This window comes from Mesorhizobium amorphae CCNWGS0123 (genome assembly GCF_001686985.1).
In the GTDB taxonomy this organism is placed as follows: Bacteria; Pseudomonadota; Alphaproteobacteria; order Rhizobiales; family Rhizobiaceae; genus Mesorhizobium; species Mesorhizobium amorphae.
The window spans coordinates 4,608,637-4,635,457 of the sequence record NZ_CP015318.1 but is presented as its reverse complement, the minus strand read 5'-3'; the positions used below and the strand labels follow the sequence as shown (position 1 = coordinate 4,635,457).

Genomic DNA, 26,821 nt, shown 5'->3' with positions numbered 1-26,821 from the left:
ACGAAATCTTTGCAGGTTTGTAGTAGGACCGCTGCAGGGCGGGTGGCAACCATGAAATACATCGTCTTCATTCTTTTTACAGTCATGACCAATGCCGCGGCGCAGCTGATGCTGAAGCAAGGCATGATGTCGCTCGGGCCGATTTCGTTCGAAGGCACCAATCCGCTTTTGAAGCTGCTGCAGATCGTCTTCAGCCCTTGGGTGTTCTTTGGGCTGTGCACCTTCGTCATCTCGATGGCCTCGCACCTCTATGTGCTGTCCAAGGTCGAGCTCAGCTTCGCCTACCCGTTCCTCAGCCTTGCCTATGTCGCGGTCGCGATCTTCGCCTATTTCGTCTTCCGCGAAGACCTCAACAGTTGGCGCATCGCCGGCATTGCCTGCATCTGTGTCGGCACGGTGCTGATCGCGCAGAGTGGTCGAGGGCATGAGGAGGAAACGGCTTCCCTTTCGTCCGACAAGATTCACAGCGAGATCGTTCGATGAGACATGTGATTTTCGGAGGCGACGGTTTCGTCGGCCGTCATCTTGCTCCCAAGCTCGTGGCCGACGGCGAGGAGGTGGTCGTCGCCGACATCGTCAAGAGTGACCTGCCGCACTACCGCCCGGTCCGCTTCGTCAAATGTGACGTGACCGATCCGGCCTCGGTCGCCGCTGTTGGGCTCAAGGGCGACGACATGGTCTACAACCTCTCGGCGAAAATGCTGTCGCCGATCCAGGTGCGCGCCAAGCGGCACGATTTCTTCTTCCCGGTGAATTTCCACGGCACCGAACACATCATGCAGGCGATGGACAAGGCCGGCGCCTCGAAGCTGGTCCACTACACGACCGACATGATCTACGGCCATACGGTGACGATGCCGATGACCGAGGAGCACCCGGTCGCGCCGCTCGGTGAATATGGCTGGTCGAAGCAGAAGACCGAGGAACTGGCGGCCGAATGGCGCAAGCGCGGCATGTCGATCTCGCTGTTCAGGCCGCGCCTGATCATCGGCCCCGGCCGCCTCGGCATCCTGGAGAAACTGTTCAAGCTGATCGACTGGAATTTTCCGGTGCCGATGATCGGCTCGGGCAGGAACCCCTATCAGTTCATATCGGTGTTCGATTGCGCCGAAGCGGCACGCGCCGCCTGGAAGGCCGGCGTGCCGAACGAGGCCTACAATCTGGGCTCGCTCAACCCGCCTCCGGTCAAGAAGCTGCTCGGCGACCTGATCAAGCATGCCGGGTCGAAATCGCTGCTGGTCCCGACACCAGGCTGGGCCGTCAAGCGCACGCTCGACCTGCTCGACCTCATGAACCTGCCGATCATGGATCCTGAACAGTACCTGATCGCCGACGAGGAGTGCGTGCTCGACGTGTCCAAGGCCGGGCGCCAGCTCGGCTGGGTGCCGCAATATCGCGACGAGGACATGCTGATCGCCGCCTACAGCGAATACCGCGCCAAGAAGGACGGCCACGCCGTCGCCACCAAACATGTGCCTGCCGAATAACGGGCTCCGCCGAACAGAGGATTCTTGAGATGACCGTCATGGCCAAACCCGAGCACACGAACGCGCGCACCATGGTCGACGCGCCGTCGCTGTCGCCCGCCACCATTGCCAAGCCCGACCTGATCAGCGTCGAGCAGGCAAAGACGATGGACGTGGCGCGGATGACCGACCTGTTCAAGGCGCATCTCAATCCGGGCCAGCTGCATTTCATGAAGCTGCTCGGCTTCCACAAGATCAAGATCGAGCGTGCCGAAGGCATGTTCTACATCGACCAGAACGGTCGCAAGATCCTCGATTTCTTCGGCGGCTTCGGCTCGCTGGCCTTCGGCCACAACCATCCGCGCATCCTCGAAGCGCGCCGCAAGTTCCAGGAGGAAAAGCGCCAGGAAATCGCCATCGCGTTCATGTCGCAATATGCGGCCGCACTTGCGCACAACATCGCCAAATGCTCGCCCGGCGACCTCGACATGGTGTTCCTCGGCTCGTCCGGCTCGGAAGCGATGGAAGCGGCGGTCAAGCTCGCCGAGCGCGCCGCCGGCCCGAAGCGGCCGAAGGTCGTCTATGCCGAGAACTCCTTTCACGGCAAGACCAAGGGCGTGCTGGGCATCACCGACGGCCAGCTCTACCGCGCCGAGTTCAAGATGGCGGACAATACGGTCCGCATCCCCTTTGCCGACATCGAGGCGGTCGAGCGTGCGTTCCGCAACGATCCCGAGATCGGTGTCATCGTGCTCGAAACCATCCAGGGCGGTGGCGGCATCATCCAGGCAGAGGCGCAATACTGGCAGAAGCTGCGCGCGCTGTGCGACCAGTATGGCGTGCTGTGGGTCGCCGACGAAGTGCAGTGCGGTTATGGCCGCTCTGGGCGCTTCTATGCTTTCGAGCATTATGGCGTCGTTCCCGACGTGACGGCGCTGGCCAAGTCGCTCGGCGGCGGCAAGGCGGCGGTCGGCGCCATGATCGCCCGGCGCGAAATCTACATGAAGGCCTATGGCACGCCGAAGACGGCGATGATCCATGCCATGGCCACCTTCGGCGGCATGGGTGAGGCCTGCGTCACCTCGATCGAGGCGCTCAATGTGCTCTATGACGAGGGGCTGATCGACAATGCCGCCGCCACCGGCGACTACCTGCTGCAGCGGCTGCAGGCGCTGAAGGAGAAATATCCGAAGATCATCAAGGACGTGCGCGGCAAGGGCCTCATGGTCGGGCTCGAGTTCCACGACTTCTCGCAGACCTTGCCGATGGTGCTGCGGCCTATCGTCAGCGTGCTCGACGACAAGCTGAAGGGTTCGCTGTCCGGCTTCGTGGGTGCGCTGCTGCTGCGCGACTACGACGTGCTCGTCGCCTTCACCGAATACAACCGCAATGTCATCCGGCTCGAGCCGCCGCTGATCTGCCGGCGCGAGTATGTCGATGGTTTCGTCGATGCTTTCGACAGCCTGCTGTCGCGCGGTATCGTGTCGATCGTGAAGGATTTCGTCAAAAGCCAGGTTCGCTGAGTTCGACAATGCTGACCAAGTCGCCCGTTCCGAACAACCCGCTCGACCGGCTTACCGAAGCCGGCCTGGCGTGGGGCGAGGGGACCTATGCACGGTTCGCAGCACCGATCGGGGCCGTTGCCTTTTCGCTCTACATCCTGCTGACGGCGATGATGGCGTGGATCATGCCCGACGCCAACTGGGACATGCTGCCCTATCTGGCGATCGCCGAGGAAGGCAACTATCCCGACCCGCAGGCCTTGCACGACTATGCCTACAGCACGGTCAAGGCCGGCGTCTCGGCGGCCGACTACAAGATGCTGATCGATGATGGCGGCGGCTACCGCAGCCACATGGCGGAGAACGCCGCCGATTTCCATTCGCTGCTCGGCATGTACCGGATCAAGTTCCTCTATGCCGAAATACTATCGACCATGAGTTCGGTCATGTCGCCGGTCGAGGCTATGCGGGCGCTACAGGTATTCTCGGTGCTGTTGTTTGGCACTATTGTGCTGCTCTGGCTGCGCGCTGAGGGCGCGCTGGCGCTGGCGCCGGTGGTCGGTGCGGTGCTGATCATGGCCGAATTCGGCGACGCGGCGCGGGCAGCGACGCCGGACCTGCTGTGCTCGGCGCTGTTCCTCGGCGGGCTGCTTGCCTATGTGCGGGGACGCGAGGCGGCAACCGCGATCCTGCTCTTCCTCGCCTTCATGGCGCGGCCGGACAATATTGTTTTCCTTGCCATCTTCGCCGTGCTGCTGATCGCGTTCCGGCAGAGGGCGTGGGGCGCGTTGGCCGGCTTTGCCGCGTCCTTCGTCGCCTACTTCGCCATCTCGCACTGGGCTCATCATCCCGGCTGGTGGCCGCATTTGTGGTTCTCCAGTATCGAGCAGCACTACAATATGGACGGGTTCGAGCCGCCATTTTCGCTTGCCGCCTATTTCAGGGCGTTCGCCGTTTCACTGCTTCGCGCCGTCGACATGAACAGCTGGGTCGGTGTCTCGGTGCTGGCCCTGGCCGGATGGTATGGGTTGGGCCGCGCCGGTTTCCGCCTCGACCGTCGCGCCGGCATCCTGCTCGCGGCACTGGTGCTCGGCGTGCTGGCGAAGTTCGCGGTGTTCCCGATCCACGACACGCGTATCTATTTTCCCAATCTGCTGCCACCCTATCTGCTGCTTGCCGGCCCGCTGATGGCATTGTGGGCATCGGCGAATCCTCGCCGCGCTGCGCTCCACGCAATTCCCGGAGACAACCCATAGGTTCGAGCCCAGCTGGGCTCCTCGATCGCGGACCCTCGCTGCACGGCACAAAATTCCTCGCCAAGGCGGCGCTGAAGGCGCGCTTCTGAGGCGGCAGACCGTGCCAGACGGTCAATGTCGGCGCCCGCGAAGCCTCTGACATCGAGCTTGTGGGCAGGGTCGCGCCGTACCTGCGGCGTGTCGCAAACAGGCGGTAGCTCAACCGCCGTCCTCTGCATATTGTGCGCCAATCGAACGGGCGCCGACGCGCCCGCATGTCATCTTGGAGTCGCGGGCAATGGCAGGGTTTCCGGAAAAGGCGAAGGTCGTCATCGTCGGGCTGGGTGGGATCGTGGGCGCATCGGTCGCCCATCACCTGATAGAGCGCGGCTGGAGCGATATTGTCGGCATCGACAAATCCGGCATCCCGACCGACATCGGTTCGACGGCGCACGCCTCCGACTTCTGCTACACGACCAGCCATGATTTCCTGTCCTGCTGGACGACGCTCTATTCGATCGATTTCTATGAGAAGATGGGCCACTACGCCCGTATCGGCGGCCTTGAGGTCGCCCGCGTCGGCGATGACGGCCGCATGGCCGAGATCAAGCGCAAGATCGCCTCGGCCAAGGCCTTCGGCACCCGCGCCCGGCTGATCGAGCCGGCCGAGATCAAGCAGAAATTCCCGCTGATCGAGGAAGAGATGGTGCAGGGCGGCCTGTGGGATCCCGATGCCGGTCTCGTCATCCCGCGCTCGCAGACGGTGGCCGGCAAGCTGGTCGACCAGGGTGTCGCCTCGGGCAAGCTCCAGGCTTTCGCGAATACGTCCGCCAAGTCGCTGATCGTCGAGAATGGCCGGATCAAGGGCGTGGTGACCGAGCGCGGCACGATCATGGCCGACTATGTCGTGGTCTGCACCGGCATATGGGGCCGGCTGACCGCGGAACTGGTCGGCGAGGATCTGCCGGTCATGCCGATCGACCATCCGCTGACCTTCTTCGGCCCCTATACCGAGTTCGCCGGCACCGGCAAGGAGATCGGCTGGCCGCTGCTGCGCGACCAAGGCAATTCGGCCTATATGCGCGACACCGGCGACCCCAAGACCGCCGAAGGCGGACAGATTGAATGGGGCTATTACGAAGAGACCAATCCGCGCCTTTGCCATCCGCGCGACCTGCTGGAGAAGGACCAGGCGCGCCTTTCGCCCTCGCAGCGCGACCTCGACATGGAGCAGATCCTGGCGCCCCTCGAGCGCGCCATGGAGCTGACGCCGATCCTCGGCGAGCTCGGCTACAATGAGAGCCATTCCTTCAACGGCCTGCTGCAGGTGACGACCGATGGTGGCCCGTCGATGGGCGAAAGCCAGAAGGTGAGGGGCCTCTGGTATGCCGTCGCCATCTGGGTCAAGGACGGCCCCGGCATGGGCAAGCTGATCGCCGACTGGATGACGGACGGCCGCACGGCGATCGACCACCACGCCATCGACTACTCGCGTTTCTACCCGCATCAGATGAAAGAGCAGTTCATCTGGGATCGCTGCACCGAGACGGCGATGAAGGTCTACAATCCGGCCGTGCATCCGCGCGAACCCTTCTCCAAGGGCCGCAACATCCGCCGTTCGCCGTTCTGGGAGCGCGAGAAGGAACTCGGCGGCTACTTCATGGAGCTCGGCGGCTGGGAGCGCGCCCATGGCTATGCCGCCAACGAGCACCTCCTGGAGAAATACGGCAACCGCGTTCCGGTGCGCCAGGACGAGTGGGACAACCGCCATTTCTGGCGCGTCTCCAATGCCGAGCATCTCGCCATGAGCGAGGATTGCGGCATCGTCAACCTGTCGCATTTCTCCATGTACGACGTCGAAGGTCCGGACCATGTCGCGCTGCTTGAGTGGCTGTGCGCGGCCAAGGTCGGCGGCGACAACAACATCGGCAAAGGCATCTACACCCACTTCCTCGACGAGGAAGGCATGGTGCGCGCCGACTTCACGGTGATCCGCATGGCCGATCGCTGCCGGGTGATCGACGGCGCCGATGCCGGGCCGCGTGACTTCCAGTATATGCGCCGCACCGCGCAGGATAAGGGCTTTGATGTCACCATCACCGACGTGACGGAAAAATTCGTCACCATCGGCATCTGGGGCCCGAATGCGCGGACGACCCTGCAGAAGGTGGTCGAGAATCCGGACGGGCTCTCGCTCGAAAACTTCCCCTTCGCGGCGATCAAGCCGGTCAGGATCGGCGGCAAAGATGTCACCGCCTTCCGCATCTCCTATGTCGGCGAGCAGGGCTGGGAGCTGCATATGCGCTACGAGGACGGGCTTGCCGTCTGGGACGCGCTGCGCTCGACCGGCGTGATGCCTTTCGGCGTCGAGACCTATGCCAACACGCGCCGCATGGAAAAGAGCCTGCGGCTGCAGAACGCCGATCTGCTGACCGAGTACAATCTGCTCGAAGCCGACCTAGCCCGCCCGAAGGTCAAGGAGAATGATTTCTGCGGCAAGGCCAAGCACGTGGAGTATCGCGCTCGCGAGCACCAGCCGGCCATGCTGTGCACGCTGGTGATGACGAGCAATACCGATTCCACGGGCGTGGCCCGCTATCCCGTGGGGACCTTGCCGGTAATGGACCCGGACACGGGCGAAACGCTCGTTGACGAGCTGGGCCGCCGGTCCTTCACCACGTCGATCGCCTATGGCCCGACGATCGGCAAAAACATCGCGCTCGCCTATTTGCCGTGGGCGTATTGCCAGGAAGGCCGCAGGCTCAAGGTCGAGTATTTCGGCGAGACCTATCCGGTCGAGGTCGTTTCCGTCGGCTACAAGCCGCTCTACGACCCGGAGAATCTGAAGCCGAGGAGTTAAGCCTCGACAACAGCGGAGCTGTTTTGGCGTGGATGCCAAGCAAGCACATGAAAGCCCGGCTCTCTGCCGGGCTTTTCTCTTTTTAAGCACGCAGTTCTCGCCTACCGTCGCTTCGGGCGGAGTGAAGCATTTGCGGCGATTTGGCTGGGATCGAAAGAACGATGCGCTGGTGTTCAGCCTGAAGGGGAACATCCCGGTTCGCGTCAGCTGGACCTTTGCCATTCCTGTTGTCCTGCCCTTTCTGCATGAGTGGTCGGCGCGTCCCAAAGCCGCGCTGATCCACACATCGATCTTTGCCGCGCTGTTCTTCGTATCGGTGTTCCTGCATGAACTGGCGCATGCATGGGCTGCCCGCCGGCAAGGGATCGGCACCGACAGGATCGAGCTCTATCTGTTTGGCGGGCTTGCCTACTTCAGACGCGGCGCAACCTCGCCCTATGGCTGGGCGTGGATTGCATTTGCCGGCCCCTTGGCCAACATCCTGCTGGCGGCGTTTTTTGCTGCTTCCTATTATCTGATCGCCAGACCTTTGGCGCCCGTCGAAGCGGACAGCCTCTTTAGTGCGCCGCCACCAATGCCGATAACTTATCTGGCGTGGACGCTGTGGGTCGGCGCCTTGTTGAATGGGGTGCTGGCCATTCTCAACATTCTACCGGCATACCCTCTCGATGGTGGAATGATCGCCGGGCATTTGCTTGCGCAGCGCTTCGGCGAGGGGCGGGCGGCGCGGATCGTCGGGTTCTGCGGTGTCGTGCTCTCAATATTGCGTTTTGCTGTGATCCTGCCGGCCGCGGTGGCGGGCATCCTGCTGTGGCTGCCGCCGTCATTCAAGCCGAACTGGAGGGCGCTGCGCGGCACCGGCAGAAAGAAGACCGGTTCACGCCGGGAAGCGGCAAAAGCCGCTGGTGACGAGGTGGAATGGCGCGGCAAGGGAGGATGGCCGGTCAACCAGGGAGTTGAGCGGCAAGACGACTAACAATGATACTTGTTCTGACGCCCCAAATTGTCAGAAGCGATGCGCAAGCATAGGGGAGGCTCTGATGGCCGGGATCAGCAGACGTCAGAGTTTGGCCCTTGGAGCCGCGGCACTTGGTGCGGCCATGCTGGCGCCGCGGGCAGTCTGGGCGACGGTGAGCGACGCAGCTGATGGTCTCGACCTTTCCAAGGCAGGCTCAGACGAGGAATGACAATGCAGGAGCCCGGCTAGGCGCCATCTTTTGCCTTTTTTGCACCATGTTGCCGCCGCAAGACCCATGTCGAATTGGCTGTTCGACTTGCGGCCCGTTGTTTTCTCTAAAATAAAGAGTACTATTTTACATTGCCCCGCTCTTCTGGAGCTGCGGATATTTTGCCCCGGGGGGTACAATCATGCAGTGGCTGACCGCGTTGCTGGCATTCGCCACGACGATGCTTATGTTTTCGATCGTCGTGTCGACACTGGTGGAAATGATCCACCGCATCTTTGGGCTGCGAGCCAAGGGTATGCAGCTCATGCTCGGAAATCTCTATTCGCGGGTCATCTTGCCAAAGCTTACCAAGTCGGAGGGGGATGCGAAGGAGTTGCTGACACCGCAGGAATTCGCCGCGCTGATCATGGAAAACCGGGCGACCACCGAGAAGGGCGATCCATCAACCGGATGGATCAGCGGATTTCTGCGCTGGTTTGTCGATTGGGCCGTGGTGACCGACATTCCGGTGGAGGTGTTTACACAAAAACTCGCCTCCAGCCGGCTCGTGGGCGCCGCCGACGTTCTGACCGACGAAGTGGTCATGGATATTTCGCAGAAATACGAGGCATTCGGCAAGGAAGTCAGCCTGTATTTCGAAAGCCGGGCGCGCCTGTTTTCTGTCTGCGTCGCGTTCTTCGTGGCCTGGACGTTCTACGTTCACCCTTACAAGCTTGCCGTCGCTTTTCTCAAGAATCCTGAAATCGCCGGGGCCGTTGCCGAAAAGGCCGCGGACGTTCACGCCCAATACGCCGTGCTGATGGAGAAGTTGAACACCGCTGCCGCGGCTAAGCCGGAGACCGGCGCCGGAAGCACGGAAGACCTGAAAGGCGCGATTGCCGCGCTGCAGGAAAAACTGACGGAAGCTGAAAACCAGACCAAGGAACTCAGGACCCTCGGCGCGCCGGTGGGTTGGGAAGTCAATCCCGCATTGAAGTCCTGCGCTTTGGGTGCCGTCACCGTGGATTGTTCATTTGGCGCCTTCGGCACCAACTGGACCTTGCCCTCGATCGCGAACGCCTTCTGGCTGCTGGTCGGCGGGCTTCTGGTTGGATTGGGAGCGCCGTTCTGGGCGCAGGCGGTGTCGTCGCTGACCGCATCCCGCGATGTGAGCCGCCGGATCGCCGAAATCGTTGCTCCCAACGGGGTCGCGACGGCGAAAGCGGCTGTCCCGCAGGATGCCGCGCCGCAGCCGGATTCCGTTCCCGTCACCACGTTCAAGGTTGCGCGCGCGGCCGGACAGAAGAACGTCGCAAAGTAGGGGCTTCCAGCGAGTTCTCATCAGGAGAAGTTGCCGGGGCAAGACCGAGTCTCGGTCGGGCGTTTTCGCTTTGTAGCGCAACGATTCTCGCTTACCGTTGCGTCATGTCCGCTTCTGGTCATGCAGGGTATTTTCTCCCGAGCGCCGCCGTATTGGCGCTGTTGCTCGGCATGACCTCGCGAACCCTCGCAGCGGAACCCGTCGACATCGAGCTTGTGCTGGCCGTCGATGTTTCGCTGTCGATGTCGCCGGACGAACTCGAAATCCAGCGCCACGGCTATTCGGCGGCGTTGACGCATGACAGTGTTCTGAAGGCCATTGCCGACGGCGCCTATGGCAAGATCGCCGTCACCTATGTCGAATGGGCCGGCGCCACCTGGCAGCAGGTCGTCGTGCCATGGACGGTGATCGCCAGCCGTGCCGATGCCGAGCGGGTGGCCGCGCAGCTTTCCGCTCATCCGCCGGGCAGCGCCCGGCGTACATCGATTTCCGGCGCGCTGCAGTTCGGCAGCGACCTTTTCGCCGAAAGCGGCTTCCAGGGCGTCAAGCGCGTCATCGACATTTCCGGTGACGGTCCCAACAATCAGGGCGCGCCGGTCAATTTGATCCGCGACCAGGTGGTCAGGCAAGGCATTACCATCAACGGGCTGCCGCTGATGACGCGAGGCGGCTTCAGCGGTGCCTATGACGTCAACAATCTCGATCGCTATTACAGCGATTGTGTCATCGGTGGCCCTGGTGCTTTCATGATCCCGGTCAATGACTGGACGCAATTTCCCGAAGCGATCCGCCGCAAGCTGGTGCTGGAACTTGCCGGCCCGGCCTCGCCGCAATGGGCGGCGGAAGAGGCTGATCATCCGCCTGTTGTCCTGGCGCAGGACATACAAGTCGCCGATTGCCAGGTGGGTGAGAAGATGTGGCGCGACCGCAGCTGGATGTTCGACGCCCGCTAGAGCAGTTCCAGGAAAAGTGCGAAGCGGTTTTCCGTCCGGAATTGCGTCAAAACAAAGAGATGGAGCGGTTCTGCGTTTCCGTGAAACGCTGAACCGCTCAAGCGCGTAGAGCGGACACGCTCAATCTGCGCATGCTTCCGTTCTTGGCTGATGCGGTGGGTTGCCTGTTTGGCCCGCGCAATGGCAAACTCGCATGCGCAGGGCGAGATCAATGCGGTTGAGGAGAAGAATGCTTATGAAGAAACTTGTCATCCTGACGGCTATTGCCTCGATGCTTTGTGCCGGCACCGCCAGCGCCCAATATGAGGGTGAGACCGGCTGCGTCATGTTCGAGCATGCCAATTTTCGCGGCCGCGCGATTGAGATGGGGTCCAACGACTCGGTGAGTTTTCGCGGCGGCCAGTTTTGGAACGACCGCGTATCGTCGGTGATCGTGCGCCGCGGCTGCACGTTCGTCGCCTATGAGCATTCGAGGATGCGGGGCGAGTCGATCGAGCTCAATCGCCGGGTCCGCGATTTCGGTGGCAGCGGCTGGAACGACCGCATCTCCTCAGCCGAGTGTTATTGCGACGACCGGTATTGAGGCAGGCCGCTGCACCTGAATTGACCAAGGTCTGGCAGGGCTAGAGCAGTGCTCTAGGCCGCCAGCAACTGCTTGCGGTCGACGCGCTCCTGCTGCGGCGAGCGGGCGTAGAGTTCGCGGTAGCATTTGGAGAAGTGCGACGCCGACACGAAGCCGCAGGCGACCGCGACTTCGACCACCGGCAGCGACGACTGGATCAACAGGTGGCGGGCTCGGTCGAGGCGGATCTCCAGATAGTAGCGGGCCGGCGAACGGCCCATTTCGGTGCGGAACAGGCGCTCGATCTGCCGGCGCGACAGGTCGACATGGTCGGCGATCTCGATCAGCGACAGCGGCTCGGACAGGTTTGCTTCCATCAGTTCGATGATGGTCAGCACCTTGGAGTTCTGCACGCCGAGGCGGGCGCGCAGCGGCAGGCGCTGCCGGTCGGTCGGGCTGCGCACGCGGTCGGTCAGCACCTGCTCGCACACCCGGTTGACGAGACTTTCGTCGAAGTCGTCGCCGATCAGCTTCAGCATCATGTCGAGGGCGGCGGTGCCGCCGGCGCAGGTGTAGATGTTCTGGTCGATCTCGAAAAGGTCGGCAAAGACGTTGGCCTTGGGGAAGGCCTCCGAAAAGCCGGGCAGGTTCTCCCAATGGATGGCGCAGCGCTTGTTCGACAGCAGCCCGGCGGCGGCCAGGATGTGCGCGCCGGTGCAGAGCCCACCGACGGCGACGCCGCGATTGTACTCTTCGCGCAGCCAGGCAAAGGCCGACTTGTTCTGATAGCGCTCGACATTGGTGCCGCTGCAGACGATGGCCATGTTGGGCCGGTCCGGCCCGGCCATCTTCTTGCGCTCTTCCTCAAGCGAGGTGTTGACGGCGCATTCGACGCCGTTCGAGGCGCGCACCGGCTTGCCGTCGATGCTGGCCAGGCGCCAGCGATAGGCCTCGTAGCCGAGCATCCGGTTGGCCGACCGCAGCGGGTCGAGCGCCGTCGCAAAGGCGATCATGGTGAAATCGGGAACAAGGAAGAATACAAACGATCTTCTGATCGGATGCTTTACGGCATTCACGGGAAACCTCACGCGGCCATGACGCGAACAGGATGTCGCGAACAGCATAGCGTCATCAGGAAAAACCAGTCCTGTCAATCGGGTAGAAGGCTTAGCGGCAACTAAATTTGCGACATGGGTCGCAAATGGGCAATTGTCTTGCGCGACGGGCAGGCCGTGCCAGCGGATCGGGCAATTGCCGAACCGACTGGCCGAAATAGAACGCCGCCCCGGCAGGACCGAAGCGGCGTCAACCTCGAAGCAGCGGCAGGGAGCGCTGCGCTTGAAGTCGGTATCTCAGGCGACGAAGCCGAGGCGCGCCGCATTCATGGCGCCGGTCTGGCCAGGCATGGTCTTGGCAAGGCGCTGGCGCTCGAGGGCGGTCGTCAGGTTCATCTCGCGGCGGGCGAAGAGGCGGGCAAAAAGCTTCATGTTCATCTCCATTCGGTTGCTCAGACGGGTCGCCTTCGCTTGATGGAGTGGGGCAGCTCGTTTGCTGGCGCTGATATAGGCTTGTGTGAGCAAAAACTAAATCGCAAATGCGAAGCACTTGATATGAAAAGCGACACGGATTGCGACATTGTTGGGCAAACTGCCCAGAATTTACGATTATTTACAATGCGTTAATTCGAAAAATGGGCTGTTATGCAAGCGGCTCATATGCGTCATGCAACGGCGACATGGCTGCAGGAATCGTTTGAATGCAAATAAAAAGGCCTGCCGGATCTCTGCGGCAGGCCTTCAGACTTTGATACACACGATTTACTTTGCTCCAGCCCAGGATCCGACACCGAGGCGCGAACCGGTTCTGGTGTCGGCGGCTTCAGGCCAGCCGATGTCCTTCTGCAGTTCGATCGGCAGCGAATGGATGGCGCGTTCGGTCTGGTAGCGGGCGCGGGCTGCGCTGAATTCGGTCGCGAGGCGACCAATGGATGACAGGATGGACATTTCATTTTCCTTCGTGTTGGGGCCGGGACGGGCCGGCATGTTTCAACTTCATTTCATGTCGATTGCAGGTCTGCGTGGTGGTCGTTTCGTGACCGCTTTCGATGCCTGCTACTTCGATGGAGTTGACTATCCTCCCAAAGTGATGTTCAATCAAACGAAATGGAATGATCGTTCACATCAGAAAAATTGAAGGTCGATCCCGATGAACGCCCCACTCAATCATCCGCTGCCGCTGCTCGATCTCGATGTCCTGCGCACGTTCGTGGCCATTGCCGAGACGGGCAGCTTCACCACGGCCGCCAATGCGGTGTTCCGCACGCCGTCGGCCGTCTCCATGCAGATCAAGAAGCTCGAGGACATCCTCGGCCGTTCCGTTTTCGCGCGCGACGCGCGTTCGGTGACGCTGACCACGGATGGCGAGATGCTGCTAGGCTATGCGCGCCGGCTGCTTTCGATCAACCGCGAGATAGTGTCGAAGTTCATCATCCCCGACATTGTCGGCGTGGTGCGGCTGGGCTCGCCGGACGACTATGGTGAGCGTGTGCTGCCGCATGTGCTGAAGCGTTTCGCGCAGTCGCATCCGTCGATCGCGGTCGACGTCACCATCGACCAGAGCAGCAATCTGCGCCGGCGCATGGACGACCGCGCGCTCGACATCACGCTGCTCACCAATTCCTACAAGACCAGCGCGCTCGGCGCCGAGATCCTGCTCACCGAACCGATCGTCTGGGCCGGTGCCAAGGGCGGCTGCGCGCATCTGCGCGAGCCACTGCCGGTCTCGCTGTGGGAAGAGGGCTGCGCCTGGCGGGCAGGGGCGCTCGAGGCGCTCGGCCGCGAGGGCCGCAACTATCGCATCGCCTATATGAGCGCGCACACGGCCGGCCAGCGCGCCGCCATCATGTCCGACCTGGCGGTGGCGCCGCTGCCGAAATCCTTCCTCGGCAACGACATGGTCGAGCTTTGCCCGAAGGACGGCATGCCTGACATCGGCACCTACAATCTCGCCATGGTGGTGGCACCGGATGCCAGCGCGCCGGTGAAGGCTGTCGCCGACCACATCCGGGCGACCTTCGAAGTGTTCAGGGAAACCGGCAAGTTCTGAATTTTTTGCGCTGCTACGAAATAGCCCGCCTCGGCTCGATCGGGGCGGGCTTTTGCCAAAGTGGTAACCTGGACGGCGCAGTTGGCCCGTGATGGTCAGGTCGCGGCCTGACCTTGCAGCGACCATTGCCCGGCTTTCGCCCGCCGTGTCCTGGCCTCGCCGGCCAAAAACGTCACGATACTGTCCCTGGCACGCCGCGTTTCGGGCATCTCGATCAGCGGCCAGACGTGGAACATGCCTTCCTCGTAGACGACCTCGACCTCGACGCCGGCGGCACGCGCCTTCTCGGCGAAGATCAAATTGTCGGGGCTGAGCAGGTCATGCGAGCCGGTCAGGAGCAGCGTTTTCGGCAAGACCGAGAGGTCGCCGTAAAGCGGGCTGATATGCCAGTCGCTGCGATCAAAGCCGGCGCTGTAGAGCCGGACTGCCTCCATCCCGCCCGAAATGCCGAGCCAGGGATCATTGCGCTCGGCCTCGAACACTTCGGGGTTGGAGAGCGACATGTCGAGCCCGGGTGAGATCAGAACATGGCGTGACGGGAGAGCAAGGCCATTTTCCGCTGCCATCATGGTCAGCACCACGGCCATGTTGCCGCCGGCGGAATCGCCCATGAAGACGATGTCTTCTTCCGTCTCGTCGAGCATCTGGCGGTAAACTTCGCTCACCATGCCGAACATGGCGTGGAAATCGTGTTCGGGCGCGATCGGGTAGATCGGTACGGTGATGCCATAGCCCAGCCGCTCGGCCATCTCGGCGATCAGCCCCCAATGATAGGAGGTGATCTGGAAGACATAGGCGCCGCCATGCAGATAGAGGATCCGCTTGTGCTCGCCAGCCTTGGGCGCGATGTCATAGACGGGGAAGCCATTGACGCTGCGCTCAGCTATTTCGAGGCGGTAGCGCATCGACGCCGGCGGATGGTGGTCCTCGGTCTTGCGCGCATAGGCGATCCAGCGCTGCAGGTTTTCCGGGCTGGAAAAAGCCTTTTTGCGGCTATGCCTGAGGACAAAGGAAACGACGTGGCTTTTGAAACTGGGCATGCGGATACACGGACTTCGGCCGGAGCCGACTAAAAGAAATCCCCCACTCATTCGAAGATCGTATCTCCGCGAAAAATGTCAAGATTTGCGCCGGAAACAACACGCTGGTGTGATCCTGCCGGCGATACGCGGCAGTGCTCAGCGCCGCGGCAGCAGCGCGGCGCGCAGCTTGTTGTTGCTGGCCGCCGAGGCCGAAGGACGACCCCGGCGGGTGCCGAGCAATTTGCATTTGTCGGCGAAGCTCATCAGCGCGCCGAACCCAGAAGCAGGGCCGAAAGGGTGGCCTGCACGTCATTGCGCGGCGACACCCTCCAGCCGATGTCCTTCTGAAGTTCGGGCGGCAGGCTGTTCAGAGCGCGGATCGACTTGCTCCTGCTGTGTGCATGCTTGATGGCCGCGCCATAGCGGCCGAGGCTTTCGAACATCGACATCTTCATCTCCCTCGGTTGCGGCGGCTGAAAGACATTTCCTGCCTGCCGTTCGATGCCGGTTGTATGCCCCGTGCGTGTATCTGGTGGATTTCACGAAAATGGCGGTTTGTTTCAGATCGAGCTGATCTGGAAACATTCGCATGCAAATGAAATTGAACGAACCTGCCGGCTTACGGCAGACGGCCTATTCCCGCCCGCGCCGTGCAGCGTGGCCTTCGCGCGAACGCCGGCGCGGCGTGGCGTCGCCGGCAATGCCGTCCTCGCTGACGGTTTTCCTGGGCGGCAGTTTGACCGCCGCCGACAGTTTCGGAAACGGGTCGACCTTGTTCGGCAGCGCCATGGCGTAGACGAAATGCTCCTGGAATTTCGGCTCCAGCGCGGTCTCGATCTTCTCGATGCGGCTCACCGTTTCCTCGATCTCGCGGCGATAGCCGCGATTGAGCAATGCCATGCGCGCACCGGCGCCGGCGGCGTTGCCGACGGCCGAGACCTTGTCGAGGTCGCAATCGGGGATCAGGCCCAGCACCATGGCGTATTTCGGATCGATAAAGGAGCCGAACGCGCCGGCGAAATGGATGCGGTCGACATGGTCGGCGTTCTGCTTTTCCATCAACAGCTTGGTGCCGGCATAGAGCGCCGCCTTGGCAAGCTGGATGGCGCGCACGTCGGTCTGGGTGATGGTGATCTTGGGTTCGCCCTCCTTCAGCACGTAGGAGAAGGTGCGGCCGTTGGCGACGACGCGCGGCGAGCGCGCACCCAGCGACCCGTCGAGGACGCCGTCCTCGGAGATGATGCCGGCGAGATACATCTCTGCCACCACTTCGATGATGCCGGAGCCGCAGATGCCGGTGACGCCGGTCGCCTGCACGCTGTCGAGGAAGCCGGGTTCGTCGGACCACAGTTCCGAGCCGATGACGCGGTACTTCGGCTCCAGCGTTTCGGGATCGATGCGCACGCGCTCGATGGCGCCGGGCGCGGCGCGCTGGCCGCCGGAGATTTCCGCGCCCTCGAAGGCCGGGCCGGTGGGCGAGGAGGCGGCCACCACGCGTGTCTTGTTGCCGAGCACGATTTCGGCATTGGTGCCGACATCGACGATCAGCATCATCTCGTCCTGGCGGTGCGGGCCCTCCGACAGCGTCACAGCGGCCGCGTCGGCGCCGACATGGCCGGCGATGCAGGGCAGCATGTAGAGACGCGCGCCCTGATTGAGCTTCAGGCCGATATCCGACGCCTTGATGCGCACCGCGCCGGAGACGGCGAGCGCAAACGGCGCGCCACCGAGTTCGGTCGGATCGATGCCGAGGAACAGATGGTGCATGATCGGATTGCCGACGAAGACAGAATCCAGGATGTCGCCGCGCTGCACATTGCCTTCGGCGCAGACCTTGTCGACAAGGCCTGACACCGCCTCGCGCACCGCCACCGTCATGCCTTCACGGCCGTCCGGGTTCATCATCACATAGGAGACGCGGCTCATCAGATCCTCGCCGAAGCGGATCTGCGGATTCGAGGTGCCCGATGAGGCGGCGACGCGGCCCGACAGCAGCGACACCAGATGCATGGCAATCGTGGTCGAGCCGATATCGCAGGCGAGCCCATAGGCCTCGTTCTTGAGGCCGGGCCAGAGTGCTATGACGCGGGCGATGTCGCTGTCGGCATCCTTGTGGATGGCGGCGGTCGCGGTCCAGTTGCCCTTGCGCAAAATGCCCTGCACCTGCGGCAACAGATAGAAATCGAATTCGAGGCTCTTGAAACCCCAGTCCTTCATCAAAGCGATCTTGAGGCGGTCGAGATCGCCGAGCGGCTTGTGCATGTCGGGTTCTTCGATCTCGACATAGCACATGCGGATCGCCGAATCGCGGGCGATGACCCTGGTGTCAGCATCCTTGCGGATGGTCTGCGCATTGATGACCGTGTCCTGCGGCACGTCGATGACGAGGTCACCGAGGATCTGCGCAGAGCAGGACAGGCGGCGCCGTTCGGGCAGGCCGCGGACGCGCTCATAGCGCTCTTCCTTGGCGCCCTTGGGCGAGATGTGGTCGTTGGAGGAGGTGATCTTGTGCTTGGCGAAATTGCCTTCCTGCACCTCGATCTGGCAGCGACCGCACGTGGCGCGACCGCCGCACACGCTCTCGACATAGACACCGAGCTGGCGCGCGGCATCGAGCACCGGCGTGCCGACCGGAAACCGCCCGCGCTTGCCCGACGGCATGAACAGCACGAGCGGATCGGTGATGTTGGCAGGCGAGTTCACGATTGCGCGCTTATCCCCTGGCCATGCGGGCTTCACGTCCGCCGCGTCGGCGGCCGCCATTGCCGCCGCCTTCGCCCGGTGCGTTGACCGCGGTGGGCGCTGCGACCGCCTGGCCGCCTTCGGCCGGCTTGTAGTCCTTGTAGGTCCTGATCCAGTTGGTGCAGTTCTCGTCGGTGCCGTTGAGCACATTGGCGCCGCGCACGGCTTCCATTTCCTGCGGGCGCACCGGGTTCATGATCGCCGAGGTCATGCCGGCGCCGATCACCATCGGGATGAAGGCGGCATTGATGCCGTGGCGGTGCGGCAGGCCGAAGGAGATGTTGGAGAGGCCGCAGGTGGTGTTGACCTTGAGTTCTTCGCGGAGCCGACGCAACAGCGCGAACACCTGGCGGCCGGCATCGCCCAGCGCGCCGATCGGCATGACCAGGGGATCGACGACGACGTCATGCGCCGGAATGCCGAAATCGGCACAGCGCTGCACGATCTTCTTGGCGACGGCGAAGCGCACGTCCGGGTCCATCGAGATGCCGGTCTCGTCATTGGAGATGGCCACTACCGGGACGTTGTACTTCTTGACCAGCGGCAGGATGGCTTCGAGCTTTTCTTCCTCGCCGGTGACGGAATTGACCAGCGGCCGACCCTTGGCGACCTTGAGCGCCGCTTCGATTGCCGCGGTGACCGAGCTGTCGATCGACAGCGGCAGGTCGACCAGGCCCTGGACGATCTCCAGAGTCTGCACCAGGAGGCCGGGTTCGGTCTCGTTCGGGTTGACCGAGGTTACGCCGGCATTGACGTCGAGCATGGTGGCGCCGCAGGCAGCCTGTTCCAGTGCGTCCTTGATAACGGTCTCGAAATTGCCGACCACCATCTCGGCGGCGAGCTTCTTGCGGCCGGTCGGGTTGATGCGTTCGCCGATCACGCAGAAGGGCTGGTCGAAGCCGATGATGATTTCTCGTGTCGCCGAGGCGACGATGGTGCGGGTCATGAAATCTCTCCGTCGTGATATAAAGAGTTCTTTATATCGTTATCTGATTTCGTTCAAGCGAATGGTGACCGTTGGCGCCGTCAATGCGCGGTCTTCACCATATCCACCTGGGTTTCGGTAATTTCGTCGTGCAGTATGTGGCCGAGCCGGTCGGCGACCATCTGGTCGTCGCGACGGATCTCGCGCTTCCATGGCTGGCGGCCCTTGAGCACGCCCGATTCATCGACGATCTCGGCGACATATTCCTCCTGGCGGTAGGCCATCACATGGACGCCGGATATGCCGGGGATTTCCTTCACCTCGTTGATGATGTCGATGCAGAGCTGCTTGCCTTCCTTTTTCTGGTCCTGGGCCCCTTCCAGCCGCTTGACGATCGCGTCGGGGATATGGATGCCCGGTACGTTGTTGCGGATCCATTTGGCCGTCTTGGCCGAGGCCAGCGGGCCGACGCCGCACAGGATGAATACCTTTTCGGTGTGGCCGAGATCGCGCGCCTTCTGCATGAAGGTTTTGAACATCGGCACGTCGAAACAATACTGCGTCTGCACGAACTGCGCCCCGGCGGCGATCTTCTTGCCGAGATGGATGGGGCGGAAGTCGAAGGGCGGCGCGAACGGATTGACGGCGGCGCCGAGGAAGATCTGCGGCGGCGTCGTCAGCTTACGGCCGGACAGGAACTTGCCGTTGTCGCGCATGATGCGGCAGGTCTCGAGCAGCGACATGGAATCGAGGTCGAACACCGGCTTGGCGCCCGGCTGGTCGCCCGCTTGCACGCCGTCGCCGGTCAGGCACAACATGTTGGCGACGCCCATCGCAGCACCACCCAGCACGTCGCCCTGGATGGCGATGCGGTTCTTGTCGCGACAGGCGATCTGCATGATCGGGGCATAGCCCATGCGGGTCAACAGCGCGCAGATGCCCACCGAGGACATGTGGCAATTGGCGCCGGAGGCATCGACGGCATTGATGGCGTCGACCCAGCCGTCGAAGATTTTCGCGCGGTTGTAGACGTCTTCCGGATCGGCGCTGTCGGGCGGGTTGAGCTCGGTCGTCACCGCGAATTCGCCGCGCCGCAGCACGCGCTCCAGCCGGCCGCGCGAAGAGTGGCCGGGCAGGGGATCGAGCGGCAGGTGGATGCCGGCGGGGTTCTCGTCGAGCTGGCGGGCGATCATGCCGAGGCTCCGGTCTTGGGCGCCTGGGCGGCTTCACGCGCGGCGGCTGCCTGTGCGGTCACCCGCAGCCAGGCAGAGGTTTCGCGCAGCGACTGGTCGACGGGCTTTTGCACGTCGAGGATCTTGTCGCCATGCACCATGTTCTGCGAGCCCTCCCAGGCCTTGACCCAGACGCAGGGCATATCGGGCTCGACCTCGCAATTGCCGTTGGCGCGCACGCCGCCGCAAGGGCCGTTGCGCAACTGCTTGGGGCAGTTCATCGGGCACGACATGCCGGTCGAGGACAATACGCACTGCCCGCACATGCGGCAGTCGAACATGAAACCCTTGACGCGCTTTTCGACGAACTTGATCGGGGCTTCGACGCGGCCGTAGCCGATGCCCTTCCACAGCGGATGCAGCAGCAGGAACATGTCGGCGAAGCGGGAATAGAACCATTCGAGCAGGCGGGAATGGCGGATCGACCAAAGCCGCACTGCGAACGAGCGCTGCACGCGCCGCTGCGGCGATACGTCGGCCGGCTTGTAGTCGGACTTCGGCGCTGCCTTCTTGACCAAAGTGGCCTGGGTAACCGCCGGCTGAGGCTCAGACATGTTCTTTCCCGCCTGCCTTGACCAGAGCGACCAACCGCTCGCGGTCATATTTCGCATCGAGCTCCTGAAAAGCCTTTTCGACCTCGGCTTCGAGATCGTCGCCGACCGGAACCGGGTCGGCTTTGCGCCATTCGGCGAGATAATCGTCCGTGCCGCCGGCGCCGGTGCGCATGGCGCACATATCGATCGCCTCGGTGAAACGCAGCGGCAGCTCGCGCTTGGCGTTCTGCCGGCCCTTCTTGACGATGACCTGGGCGGGGATGTCGCGCCAGTACACGACGATCAGATCGGCCATGAAATTCTCACTCCTCTAAGCATCGAGCATTGCCGCATGCGCATGGGGGCCGCTTGTTATGGGACGACGCGCGCGCATTCAAAAGCGACGCTATTGAATGCTGCAGTGGAAAGGCGAGATTCTTGGGAGTGATGTGGCTACCAGACCCGCTTGGTCACGCCGGTCCAAAGATAGAACCAGATCGTCGGATGGTACCATTGTTTCGAAGGCAGATCCGGATCTGACGTGGCAAGTTTCCCCGCCAGCGCGTCGCTGAGCGCCTCGAAGCAGATGTCGCGCGAGAAAGCCGCCTGACGCAGCGCATAGCTCGAAATGGTGTCGCCCGGCTCGGGCCTGCCACGCGCCTGTTTCAGCACGCCGCCGGTGTCGACGCCGGCGTCGACCAGATGCACGGTCGTGCCGAAGTTCTGCGCATCGCCTAAGGCAAGGGCCCAGTAGCCGCCATTCATGCCGCGATATTTCGGGGCGATGCCGGCATGATAGTTGAGCACCGGGCAAGGCATCTTCGCCAGCGTCTGCCTGGACAACAGGCGGCAGCCGGCAAGCAGCACCACACCTGGCTGGAGGTCCGTGATCGCCTGCAGGCATTCCGGCGCGTTTGCCGACGGAACGTTGATGGTCTTCTGGCCCAGCTTCGGCTCGGTCTGAAGCTTCTGGTCGACAATCAATCGCGCCGCATGGCTGGCGAAAAAACGCTTGCCGAGCCGGGTCAGCACCATCGTGCCGAGTTGACCTACGGCCGAGACCCAGCCTTGGCGGCGGGCGCGTCCAAGCAGCAATTGCTTTTTGGATTCAGGTGTTTCGAGGACGACGCTGACAGGGCCAAGCCGGTCGGCGATGGCGTTTATGATGGCCCAGATATGCGGCCCGCCTTCGGTGACGACGACGATCGGCCGTGGGTTTGCTTTCGACGGTTCCATGGTTTTCGACGTGCCTGGGGATGACCTGCTATCGGCAGGCCGGATGCTAGGCTGTCCGGGTTAATCCTTGGTGATTGCCACCCGCCACCGGGTTGCGTCGCCGATCAACGCTTGAATTCCATGATGTCGAGCTTGGATTCGTAATTGGGCGCCGGAAATTCGATGCGCCATTCGCTGGCGCTGTTGCGGAAGGCATAGCCGACCTGGTCGCTCTGCGGACCGCTGCCGTAAGGCTTCGCCGGATCCTCGTTGACGGTGAAGGAGCCGAGATAGATGGCGCGCTTTTCGCCGTCGTCGAAGAAGCGGCCCTTGGTGCGCTGCGAGCCGCTTACCTTTTCCAGCCGCCAGCCGGAGCCGTCATCGCTCACCTTGCACTTGAACCAGCCATAGATGACGAGCGGGCTCAGCCCACCGGCCTTGATGGTGCGGCACTTCCAGTTGCCGGTCAGGTCCTTGTCGGAAAACGCCACCAGCGGCTTTGCCAGCAGAGCATCGAGCTGCTTGGCCTCGGCAGGGTCGCCGGCCTTGGCCTCATCGAGGGCCGCCTTGCGCGTCTCGCCATATTTGTCCAGCCGCGCCTTGTCGGCCGCGGTGATCAGTTTTTGCACCTCGCCGTCGGCGTGAGCCGGCAGGACAGCGCAGACGCCCAGGCACAGAGATAGAAGCAACGGCCGAACAGACATGGGATTTCCCCCTCTTGGTCAGTGTCTCAGGCGACTGATGAGGCCTCTGCCAGCTCTTTCGTCAGGTCGCCATAGCCAGTCGAGCGGCGCTCATAAGCGAGGCCGAGCAGCTTCGCCGCCTTCTCGGCAACCTTGTCGAGCTCCGGATCGTCGGTCTGGGCGATATAGACCAGCTTCTCGTAATTGCCGAAATAGTCCTTGATCAGCTCCGGGTGCTTGTCGAGGCCGAGCGGCTTCATGAAGAAGGCGTCGAACTGCCGGCACAGGAAGTCGGTCATGTAGAACGACATCATGTCGTCGTCGGCGATCTTCGCATAGGCGTCCATGCCCTGGTAGAAGGCGAAGCAGTGCGGGCCGGCCATGCGCTCGACACCGTGCTTCTCGCAGATGCGGTCGAGCAGGCCGCCGGTGCCGCAATCGGCATAGCCGACGAAGATGTGTTCGTAACCGTCCGCCTTGGCCTTCTCGATGGCCTTGTCCATGGCCGGCGGGATGCGGTCCGGATAGAAATGAAACTCCGCCGGCAGGCAGGTCAATTCGAGATGATCCAGTTTGAGCTGTTCCTTGACGGCCAAAACTTCGCGCGCAATCATCCCGCAGGCGATGACGAGCAGCCTGTCCGTTTGATTCGGTTTCGTTTTTTGTATCTTGGCCATGGAACCAGTCGAACCGGCCTTCGTTGCTCTAGGGCTAATTTATCTATTGAGGGAGACACCGTCCATGAAACTGCTACGCATCGCGCCGATTGCCATCTTGGCCTGCGCTCTGGCCCTCACGGCATGCGCGAACACCGTCCGCGGCGTCGGCAAGGATATCAAGTCCACGGCCAAGGCCGTTGACGACACCGTCACCAAACCCTGATCCGCGCCCAGCCTTCTTCATCATCTGGGTACAAAAAAGCCGCGCTGCAAGGCGCGGCTTTCTCCATTGTCCGTGCCGGATTGGGCTAGATCAGGCCGAAGCGCGCACATTGTGCTTGCGCTTCATGAAGTCCTTGGCGGTCTCGACCGCCACCGCCGCGTCGCGGCAATAGGCGTCGGCGCCGACGGCCTTGCCGAATTCCTCGTTGAGCGGTGCGCCGCCGACCAGCACGACATAGTCGTCGCGGATGCCCTTTTCCTTCATCGTGTCGATGACGACCTTCATGTAGGGCATGGTGGTGGTCAAAAGCGCCGACATGCCGATGATGTCGGGCTGGTGCTGTTCGATGGCGTCGAGGTATTTTTCGACCGCGTTGTTGATGCCGAGATCGATGACGTCGAAGCCGGCGCCCTCCATCATCATGCCGACGAGGTTCTTGCCGATGTCGTGGATGTCGCCCTTGACGGTGCCGATCACCATCTTGCCCTGCTTCGGCGCGCCGGTGGCGGCAAGCAGCGGGCGCAGGATGAACATGCCGGCCTTCATTGCGTTGGCGGACAAAAGCACTTCCGGCACGAACAGGATGCCGTCGCGAAAATCCTCGCCGACGATGCGCATGCCTTCAACCAGCGCCTCGGTCAGCACCTTGTAGGGTGCCCAGCCGCGCTCGAGCAGGATCTGCGTGCCTTCCTCGATCTCTTCCTTCAACCCGTCATAAAGGTCGTCGTGCATCTGCTGCACCAGCTCGTCGTCGGAAAGCTTGGAAAGGATGATCTCGTCGTCGGCCATTTTGATCCAGCTCCTCACGGCATCGCGACTGCGTCGCAAGGCACAACATATTTGCGTCCATACCTAACCCGCTAGGGGCGGGTATCCATAGCTGATTTGCGACTTCCCGCAAAAGGAAAGCGACCGCAAATCTATTGGAATTCTTGTCGATTTTGCGACAGGCGTTGGCGCTGGCTGGCCGTTTCGAATAGGGTGCATGGCTACGATCCGGGCAGGAGCGGCAAGATGCGGCCGCAGCGGATTTCAGACAAGAACAGATTTAGGGAAGAACCACCATGAGCGAACACGCGGCAGTCGACCAGGAAGCGTCAAACGCGCGGCGCGGGCGTGGCGCCAGCGGCGGAGCGGCTGCCCGGCGGGCGGCGCGCTCGGGCGGCGGCCCAGGCACCCAGCTCACCTACATCAAGCGCAAGATCAAAATCTATGAGGTGCTGGACGAGGAAGGCCTGGCGCTGATCGAGAAGAACACCGACACGGTGCTGGAAGAAATCGGCATCATTTTTCGCGATGACGCCGAAGCGCTGCAGCTCTGGAAAGAGGCCGGCGCCGACGTCAAGGGCGAGCGCGTGCATTTCCCCAAGGGGCTCTGCCGCTCGCTGCTCAAGACCGCGCCGTCGATCTACACCCAGCATGCCCGCAACCCCGAGCGCTCGGTGCAGATCGGCGGCAACGCCACCGTCTTCGCGCCGGTCTACGGGCCGCCCTTCGTGCGCGATCTCGACGGCAACCGCCGCTACGCGACGATCGAGGATTTCCAGAATTTCGTGAAGCTCGCCTATATGGCGCCCTCGATCCACCATTCGGGCGGCACGGTGTGCGAGCCGGTCGACGTGCCGGTCAACAAGCGCCATCTCGACATGGTCTACAGCCACATCCGCTACTCGGACAAACCGTTCATGGGCTCGGTGACGGCGCCGGAGCGGGCCGAAGATACGGTTGCCATGGCCAAGATCGTGTTCGGCGACGATTTCGTCGAGAACAACACGGTGCTGACCAGCCTGATCAATGCCAACTCGCCGATGGTGTTCGACGAGACGATGCTCGGCGCGCTGAAAGTCTATTCGCGTCACAACCAGGCCTGCATCGTCACGCCCTTCATCCTGGCCGGCGCGATGAGCCCGGTTACGGTCGCCGGCACGCTGACGCAGGTGCTGGCCGAGGTGCTGGCCGGCGCTTCGTTCACGCAGTTGATCCGTCCCGGCGCGCCGGTGCTGTTCGGCACCTTCGCCTCGTCGATCTCGATGCAGTCGGGCGCGCCGACCTTCGGCACGCCGGAACCATCGCTGGTGTCCTATGGCGCTGCACAGTTGGCGCGCCGGCTCGGCCTGCCGTTCCGCACCGGCGGTTCGCTCTGCGCCTCGAAGATCCCGGATGCGCAGGCCGCCTATGAAAGCGCCAACACGCTGAATTCGACCATCCTTGCCGGCACCAATTTCGTGCTGCATTCGGCCGGCTGGCTCGAAGGCGGGCTCGCCTCCTGCTACGAAAAGTTCATGATGGATATCGACCAGCTCGGCATGACGCAGAAGTTTTCCGAGGGCGTCGACCTGTCCGAGAACGGCCAGGCGATGGACGCCATCCGCCAGGTCGGTCCGGGTAGCCACTATCTCGGCTGCGACCACACGCAGGCCAATTTCCAGACCGCCTTCTACCGCTCCAGCATTGCCGACAACAATTCCTACGAACAGTGGCTGGCCGAGGGCCAGAAGACGGCGCCGCAGCGCGCCAACGAACTCGCCCGCCGCTGGCTGGAGACCTATGAAGCGCCGCATCTCGATCAGGGCATCGATGACGGGCTGAAGGACTTCATCGCAAGGAAGAAGGGGTCGATGCCCGACGCCTTCACTTGAAAGGAGCCCGAGTCAGGCGGGGCTAAAGTCGCCAACATCATCCACAAGGAAGTCTGGCGGAGCGCCTTCTCCGATCCGGACAAGAAGGGATGATGTTTGCGGGACGCGATCGAAAGCATCGTATCGGCGCTGGCGCATAACGGCCTGGTCTTGCGCGGCGGCTTCATTTTCGCCGATGACGAGGAGGCCCCTTCCGGTCCGACAGGCCTGTCGGCCAAATCTGCCCTCCTGGTGGGGCAGGCGGGTGCTGCGCCGTGGCCGCATTTCCTGCGCTGGCGCGAGAGGCAACCGCAGACCATGGCCAACCCGCTCGACACCTGGGCGCGCGAGGTGATTGGCGCGGTCGCGAAAGATTTTGGCGCGCGTGCCGTCTCGCCTTCCGACCGGCCCTATCTGCCGTTCCAGCAATGGGCGATGCGGGCGGAGAAGCTAAAGCCGTCGCCTCTCGGCATCCTCATGCATCCGCGCTACGGGCTATGGCATGCCTATCGCGGCGCGCTGTTGTTCGAGGATGGGATCGCGTTTCCGGAAATTCAGGAAGCGATTCACCTTTGCGACGCATGTGTCGAAAAGCCTTGCCTGAAATCCTGTCCGGTCGACGCCTATTCCCTGGATGGCTTTGCCTATCAGGCTTGTCTTGCACATGTGCGGGGCGCGAATGGCGCGCCGTGTCGGACGGGTGGTTGCCTCGACCGCAATGCCTGTCCCTACGGCACGGCCTATCGTTACCCTCCGGAGGTTCAGGCCTTTCACATGGCAAGTTTCGCTGGCCTCTAGT

Annotated in this window: 29 protein-coding genes; 15 read left to right on the top strand and 14 right to left on the bottom strand. The window is 62.5% G+C overall.

The features are described 5' to 3' along the window. Positions 1-51 precede the first annotated feature (51 nt). The 10 genes from A6B35_RS21925 to A6B35_RS21880 all read left to right on the top strand — a co-directional run bounded on the left by A6B35_RS21925 (position 52) and on the right by A6B35_RS21880 (position 11,086). Positions 52-483, top strand: coding sequence for an EamA family transporter (locus A6B35_RS21925; RefSeq protein ID WP_006203312.1), 432 nt, complete (start codon positions 52-54; stop codon positions 481-483). Further along, a complete protein-coding gene (locus tag A6B35_RS21920) occupies positions 480-1,487 on the top strand; it encodes an NAD-dependent epimerase/dehydratase family protein (RefSeq protein WP_006203313.1) in 1,008 nt (335 codons plus the stop codon). Before A6B35_RS21925 ends, A6B35_RS21920 begins: the two co-directional genes overlap by 4 nt. 71 nt (positions 1,488-1,558) lie before the next feature. Continuing rightward, a complete protein-coding gene (locus A6B35_RS21915; protein ID WP_244425961.1) occupies positions 1,559-2,989 on the top strand; it encodes an aspartate aminotransferase family protein in 1,431 nt (476 codons plus the stop codon). An 8-nt stretch (positions 2,990-2,997) separates the two neighbouring features. After that, a complete protein-coding gene (locus A6B35_RS21910; protein WP_006203315.1) occupies positions 2,998-4,224 on the top strand; it encodes a hypothetical protein in 1,227 nt (408 codons plus the stop codon). A 277-nt stretch (positions 4,225-4,501) separates the two neighbouring features. Beyond that, entirely contained in the window at positions 4,502-7,063 is a 2,562-nt protein-coding gene (locus tag A6B35_RS21905) for a GcvT family protein (RefSeq protein ID WP_006203316.1), read from the top strand. A gap of 28 nt (positions 7,064-7,091) precedes the next feature. Further along, complete coding sequence (locus A6B35_RS21900) at positions 7,092-8,039, top strand: metalloprotease (RefSeq protein ID WP_081482186.1); 948 nt, start codon at positions 7,092-7,094, stop codon at positions 8,037-8,039. Between the two features lie 64 nt (positions 8,040-8,103). Continuing rightward, the gene (locus A6B35_RS35700; RefSeq protein WP_006203318.1) at positions 8,104-8,250 is read left to right on the top strand and encodes a hypothetical protein; all 147 of its coding nucleotides are present in this window, start codon (positions 8,104-8,106) and stop codon (positions 8,248-8,250) included. A gap of 181 nt (positions 8,251-8,431) precedes the next feature. After that, positions 8,432-9,550 carry a hypothetical protein gene (locus A6B35_RS21895; RefSeq protein WP_006203319.1) on the top strand — a complete coding sequence of 373 codons (1,119 nt, stop codon included), beginning with the start codon at positions 8,432-8,434 and terminating at the stop codon, positions 9,548-9,550. A gap of 104 nt (positions 9,551-9,654) precedes the next feature. Next, positions 9,655-10,503 (top strand): DUF1194 domain-containing protein, encoded by an 849-nt coding sequence (locus A6B35_RS21890; RefSeq protein ID WP_040583085.1) that lies wholly within the window; start codon positions 9,655-9,657, stop codon positions 10,501-10,503. Between the two features lie 235 nt (positions 10,504-10,738). Beyond that, positions 10,739-11,086, top strand: coding sequence for a peptidase inhibitor family I36 protein (locus A6B35_RS21880; protein WP_006203321.1), 348 nt, complete (start codon positions 10,739-10,741; stop codon positions 11,084-11,086). 53 nt (positions 11,087-11,139) lie between these two features. Here A6B35_RS21880 and A6B35_RS21875 read toward each other — a convergent pair whose 3' ends face one another. The 3 genes from A6B35_RS21875 to A6B35_RS21870 form a co-directional block, all read right to left on the bottom strand. Then, on the bottom strand, positions 11,140-12,078 hold the full coding sequence (locus tag A6B35_RS21875) for a GlxA family transcriptional regulator (protein ID WP_246800940.1): 939 nt from the start codon (positions 12,076-12,078) through the stop codon (positions 11,140-11,142). A 339-nt stretch (positions 12,079-12,417) separates the two neighbouring features. After that, on the bottom strand, positions 12,418-12,552 hold the full coding sequence (locus A6B35_RS37210) for a hypothetical protein (protein ID WP_081482193.1): 135 nt from the start codon (positions 12,550-12,552) through the stop codon (positions 12,418-12,420). Positions 12,553-12,882: 330 nt separating this feature from the next. Beyond that, positions 12,883-13,068: a hypothetical protein gene (locus tag A6B35_RS21870; RefSeq protein ID WP_006203324.1), complete on the bottom strand. Its 186-nt coding sequence runs from the start codon at positions 13,066-13,068 to the stop codon at positions 12,883-12,885. Between A6B35_RS21870 and A6B35_RS35695 the strand changes: the two genes are divergently transcribed. Together A6B35_RS35695 and A6B35_RS21865 are read left to right on the top strand one after the other, a co-directional pair. Further along, positions 13,061-13,258, top strand: coding sequence for a hypothetical protein (locus A6B35_RS35695; RefSeq protein ID WP_139032226.1), 198 nt, complete (start codon positions 13,061-13,063; stop codon positions 13,256-13,258). The two genes, A6B35_RS21870 and A6B35_RS35695, sit on opposite strands and share 8 nt — an antisense overlap. 12 nt (positions 13,259-13,270) lie before the next feature. Then, positions 13,271-14,170, top strand: coding sequence for a LysR substrate-binding domain-containing protein (locus tag A6B35_RS21865; RefSeq protein ID WP_006203326.1), 900 nt, complete (start codon positions 13,271-13,273; stop codon positions 14,168-14,170). Positions 14,171-14,265: 95 nt separating this feature from the next. On the opposite strand, the gene A6B35_RS21860 is transcribed toward A6B35_RS21865, so the two are convergent. The 10 genes from A6B35_RS21860 to A6B35_RS21815 all read right to left on the bottom strand — a co-directional run bounded on the left by A6B35_RS21860 (position 14,266) and on the right by A6B35_RS21815 (position 23,199). Further along, positions 14,266-15,210 carry an alpha/beta hydrolase fold domain-containing protein gene (locus A6B35_RS21860; RefSeq protein WP_006203327.1) on the bottom strand — a complete coding sequence of 315 codons (945 nt, stop codon included), beginning with the start codon at positions 15,208-15,210 and terminating at the stop codon, positions 14,266-14,268. A 245-nt stretch (positions 15,211-15,455) separates the two neighbouring features. Continuing rightward, on the bottom strand, positions 15,456-15,641 hold the full coding sequence (locus A6B35_RS21855; protein ID WP_040583118.1) for a hypothetical protein: 186 nt from the start codon (positions 15,639-15,641) through the stop codon (positions 15,456-15,458). 184 nt (positions 15,642-15,825) lie between these two features. Then, a complete protein-coding gene (locus tag A6B35_RS21850; protein WP_006203331.1) occupies positions 15,826-17,955 on the bottom strand; it encodes an ASKHA domain-containing protein in 2,130 nt (709 codons plus the stop codon). Next, on the bottom strand, positions 17,906-18,880 hold the full coding sequence (locus A6B35_RS21845; protein ID WP_006203333.1) for a methyltetrahydrofolate cobalamin methyltransferase: 975 nt from the start codon (positions 18,878-18,880) through the stop codon (positions 17,906-17,908). Before A6B35_RS21845 ends, A6B35_RS21850 begins: the two co-directional genes overlap by 50 nt. An 80-nt stretch (positions 18,881-18,960) precedes the next feature. Then, entirely contained in the window at positions 18,961-20,052 is a 1,092-nt protein-coding gene (locus A6B35_RS21840; RefSeq protein WP_006203334.1) for a methylenetetrahydrofolate reductase, read from the bottom strand. Beyond that, on the bottom strand, positions 20,049-20,645 hold the full coding sequence (locus tag A6B35_RS21835; protein ID WP_040583088.1) for a methylenetetrahydrofolate reductase C-terminal domain-containing protein: 597 nt from the start codon (positions 20,643-20,645) through the stop codon (positions 20,049-20,051). Before A6B35_RS21835 ends, A6B35_RS21840 begins: the two co-directional genes overlap by 4 nt. Further along, positions 20,638-20,940, bottom strand: a complete 303-nt coding sequence (locus A6B35_RS21830) for a virulence factor (protein ID WP_006203336.1) — start codon at positions 20,938-20,940, stop codon at positions 20,638-20,640. The genes A6B35_RS21835 and A6B35_RS21830 overlap by 8 nt, the downstream gene beginning before the upstream one ends. A 137-nt stretch (positions 20,941-21,077) precedes the next feature. Then, the gene (locus A6B35_RS21825; protein WP_006203337.1) at positions 21,078-21,860 is read right to left on the bottom strand and encodes a formyl transferase; all 783 of its coding nucleotides are present in this window, start codon (positions 21,858-21,860) and stop codon (positions 21,078-21,080) included. A 104-nt stretch (positions 21,861-21,964) separates the two neighbouring features. Then, the gene (locus tag A6B35_RS21820) at positions 21,965-22,543 is read right to left on the bottom strand and encodes a DUF4893 domain-containing protein (protein ID WP_006203338.1); all 579 of its coding nucleotides are present in this window, start codon (positions 22,541-22,543) and stop codon (positions 21,965-21,967) included. Between the two features lie 26 nt (positions 22,544-22,569). Then, positions 22,570-23,199: a DUF1638 domain-containing protein gene (locus tag A6B35_RS21815; protein ID WP_006203339.1), complete on the bottom strand. Its 630-nt coding sequence runs from the start codon at positions 23,197-23,199 to the stop codon at positions 22,570-22,572. A gap of 64 nt (positions 23,200-23,263) precedes the next feature. On the opposite strand from A6B35_RS21815, the gene A6B35_RS21810 reads away from it, so the two are divergent. Beyond that, positions 23,264-23,404 (top strand): entericidin A/B family lipoprotein, encoded by a 141-nt coding sequence (locus A6B35_RS21810; RefSeq protein WP_006203340.1) that lies wholly within the window; start codon positions 23,264-23,266, stop codon positions 23,402-23,404. A gap of 90 nt (positions 23,405-23,494) precedes the next feature. On the opposite strand, the gene A6B35_RS21805 is transcribed toward A6B35_RS21810, so the two are convergent. Then, positions 23,495-24,193 carry a corrinoid protein gene (locus tag A6B35_RS21805; protein WP_006203341.1) on the bottom strand — a complete coding sequence of 233 codons (699 nt, stop codon included), beginning with the start codon at positions 24,191-24,193 and terminating at the stop codon, positions 23,495-23,497. Between the two features lie 275 nt (positions 24,194-24,468). On the opposite strand from A6B35_RS21805, the gene A6B35_RS21800 reads away from it, so the two are divergent. Next, a complete protein-coding gene (locus A6B35_RS21800) occupies positions 24,469-26,043 on the top strand; it encodes a trimethylamine methyltransferase family protein (protein ID WP_006203342.1) in 1,575 nt (524 codons plus the stop codon). 96 nt (positions 26,044-26,139) lie between these two features. Then, a complete protein-coding gene (locus tag A6B35_RS21795; protein ID WP_006203343.1) occupies positions 26,140-26,820 on the top strand; it encodes a 4Fe-4S dicluster domain-containing protein in 681 nt (226 codons plus the stop codon). Position 26,821 lies beyond the last annotated feature (1 nt).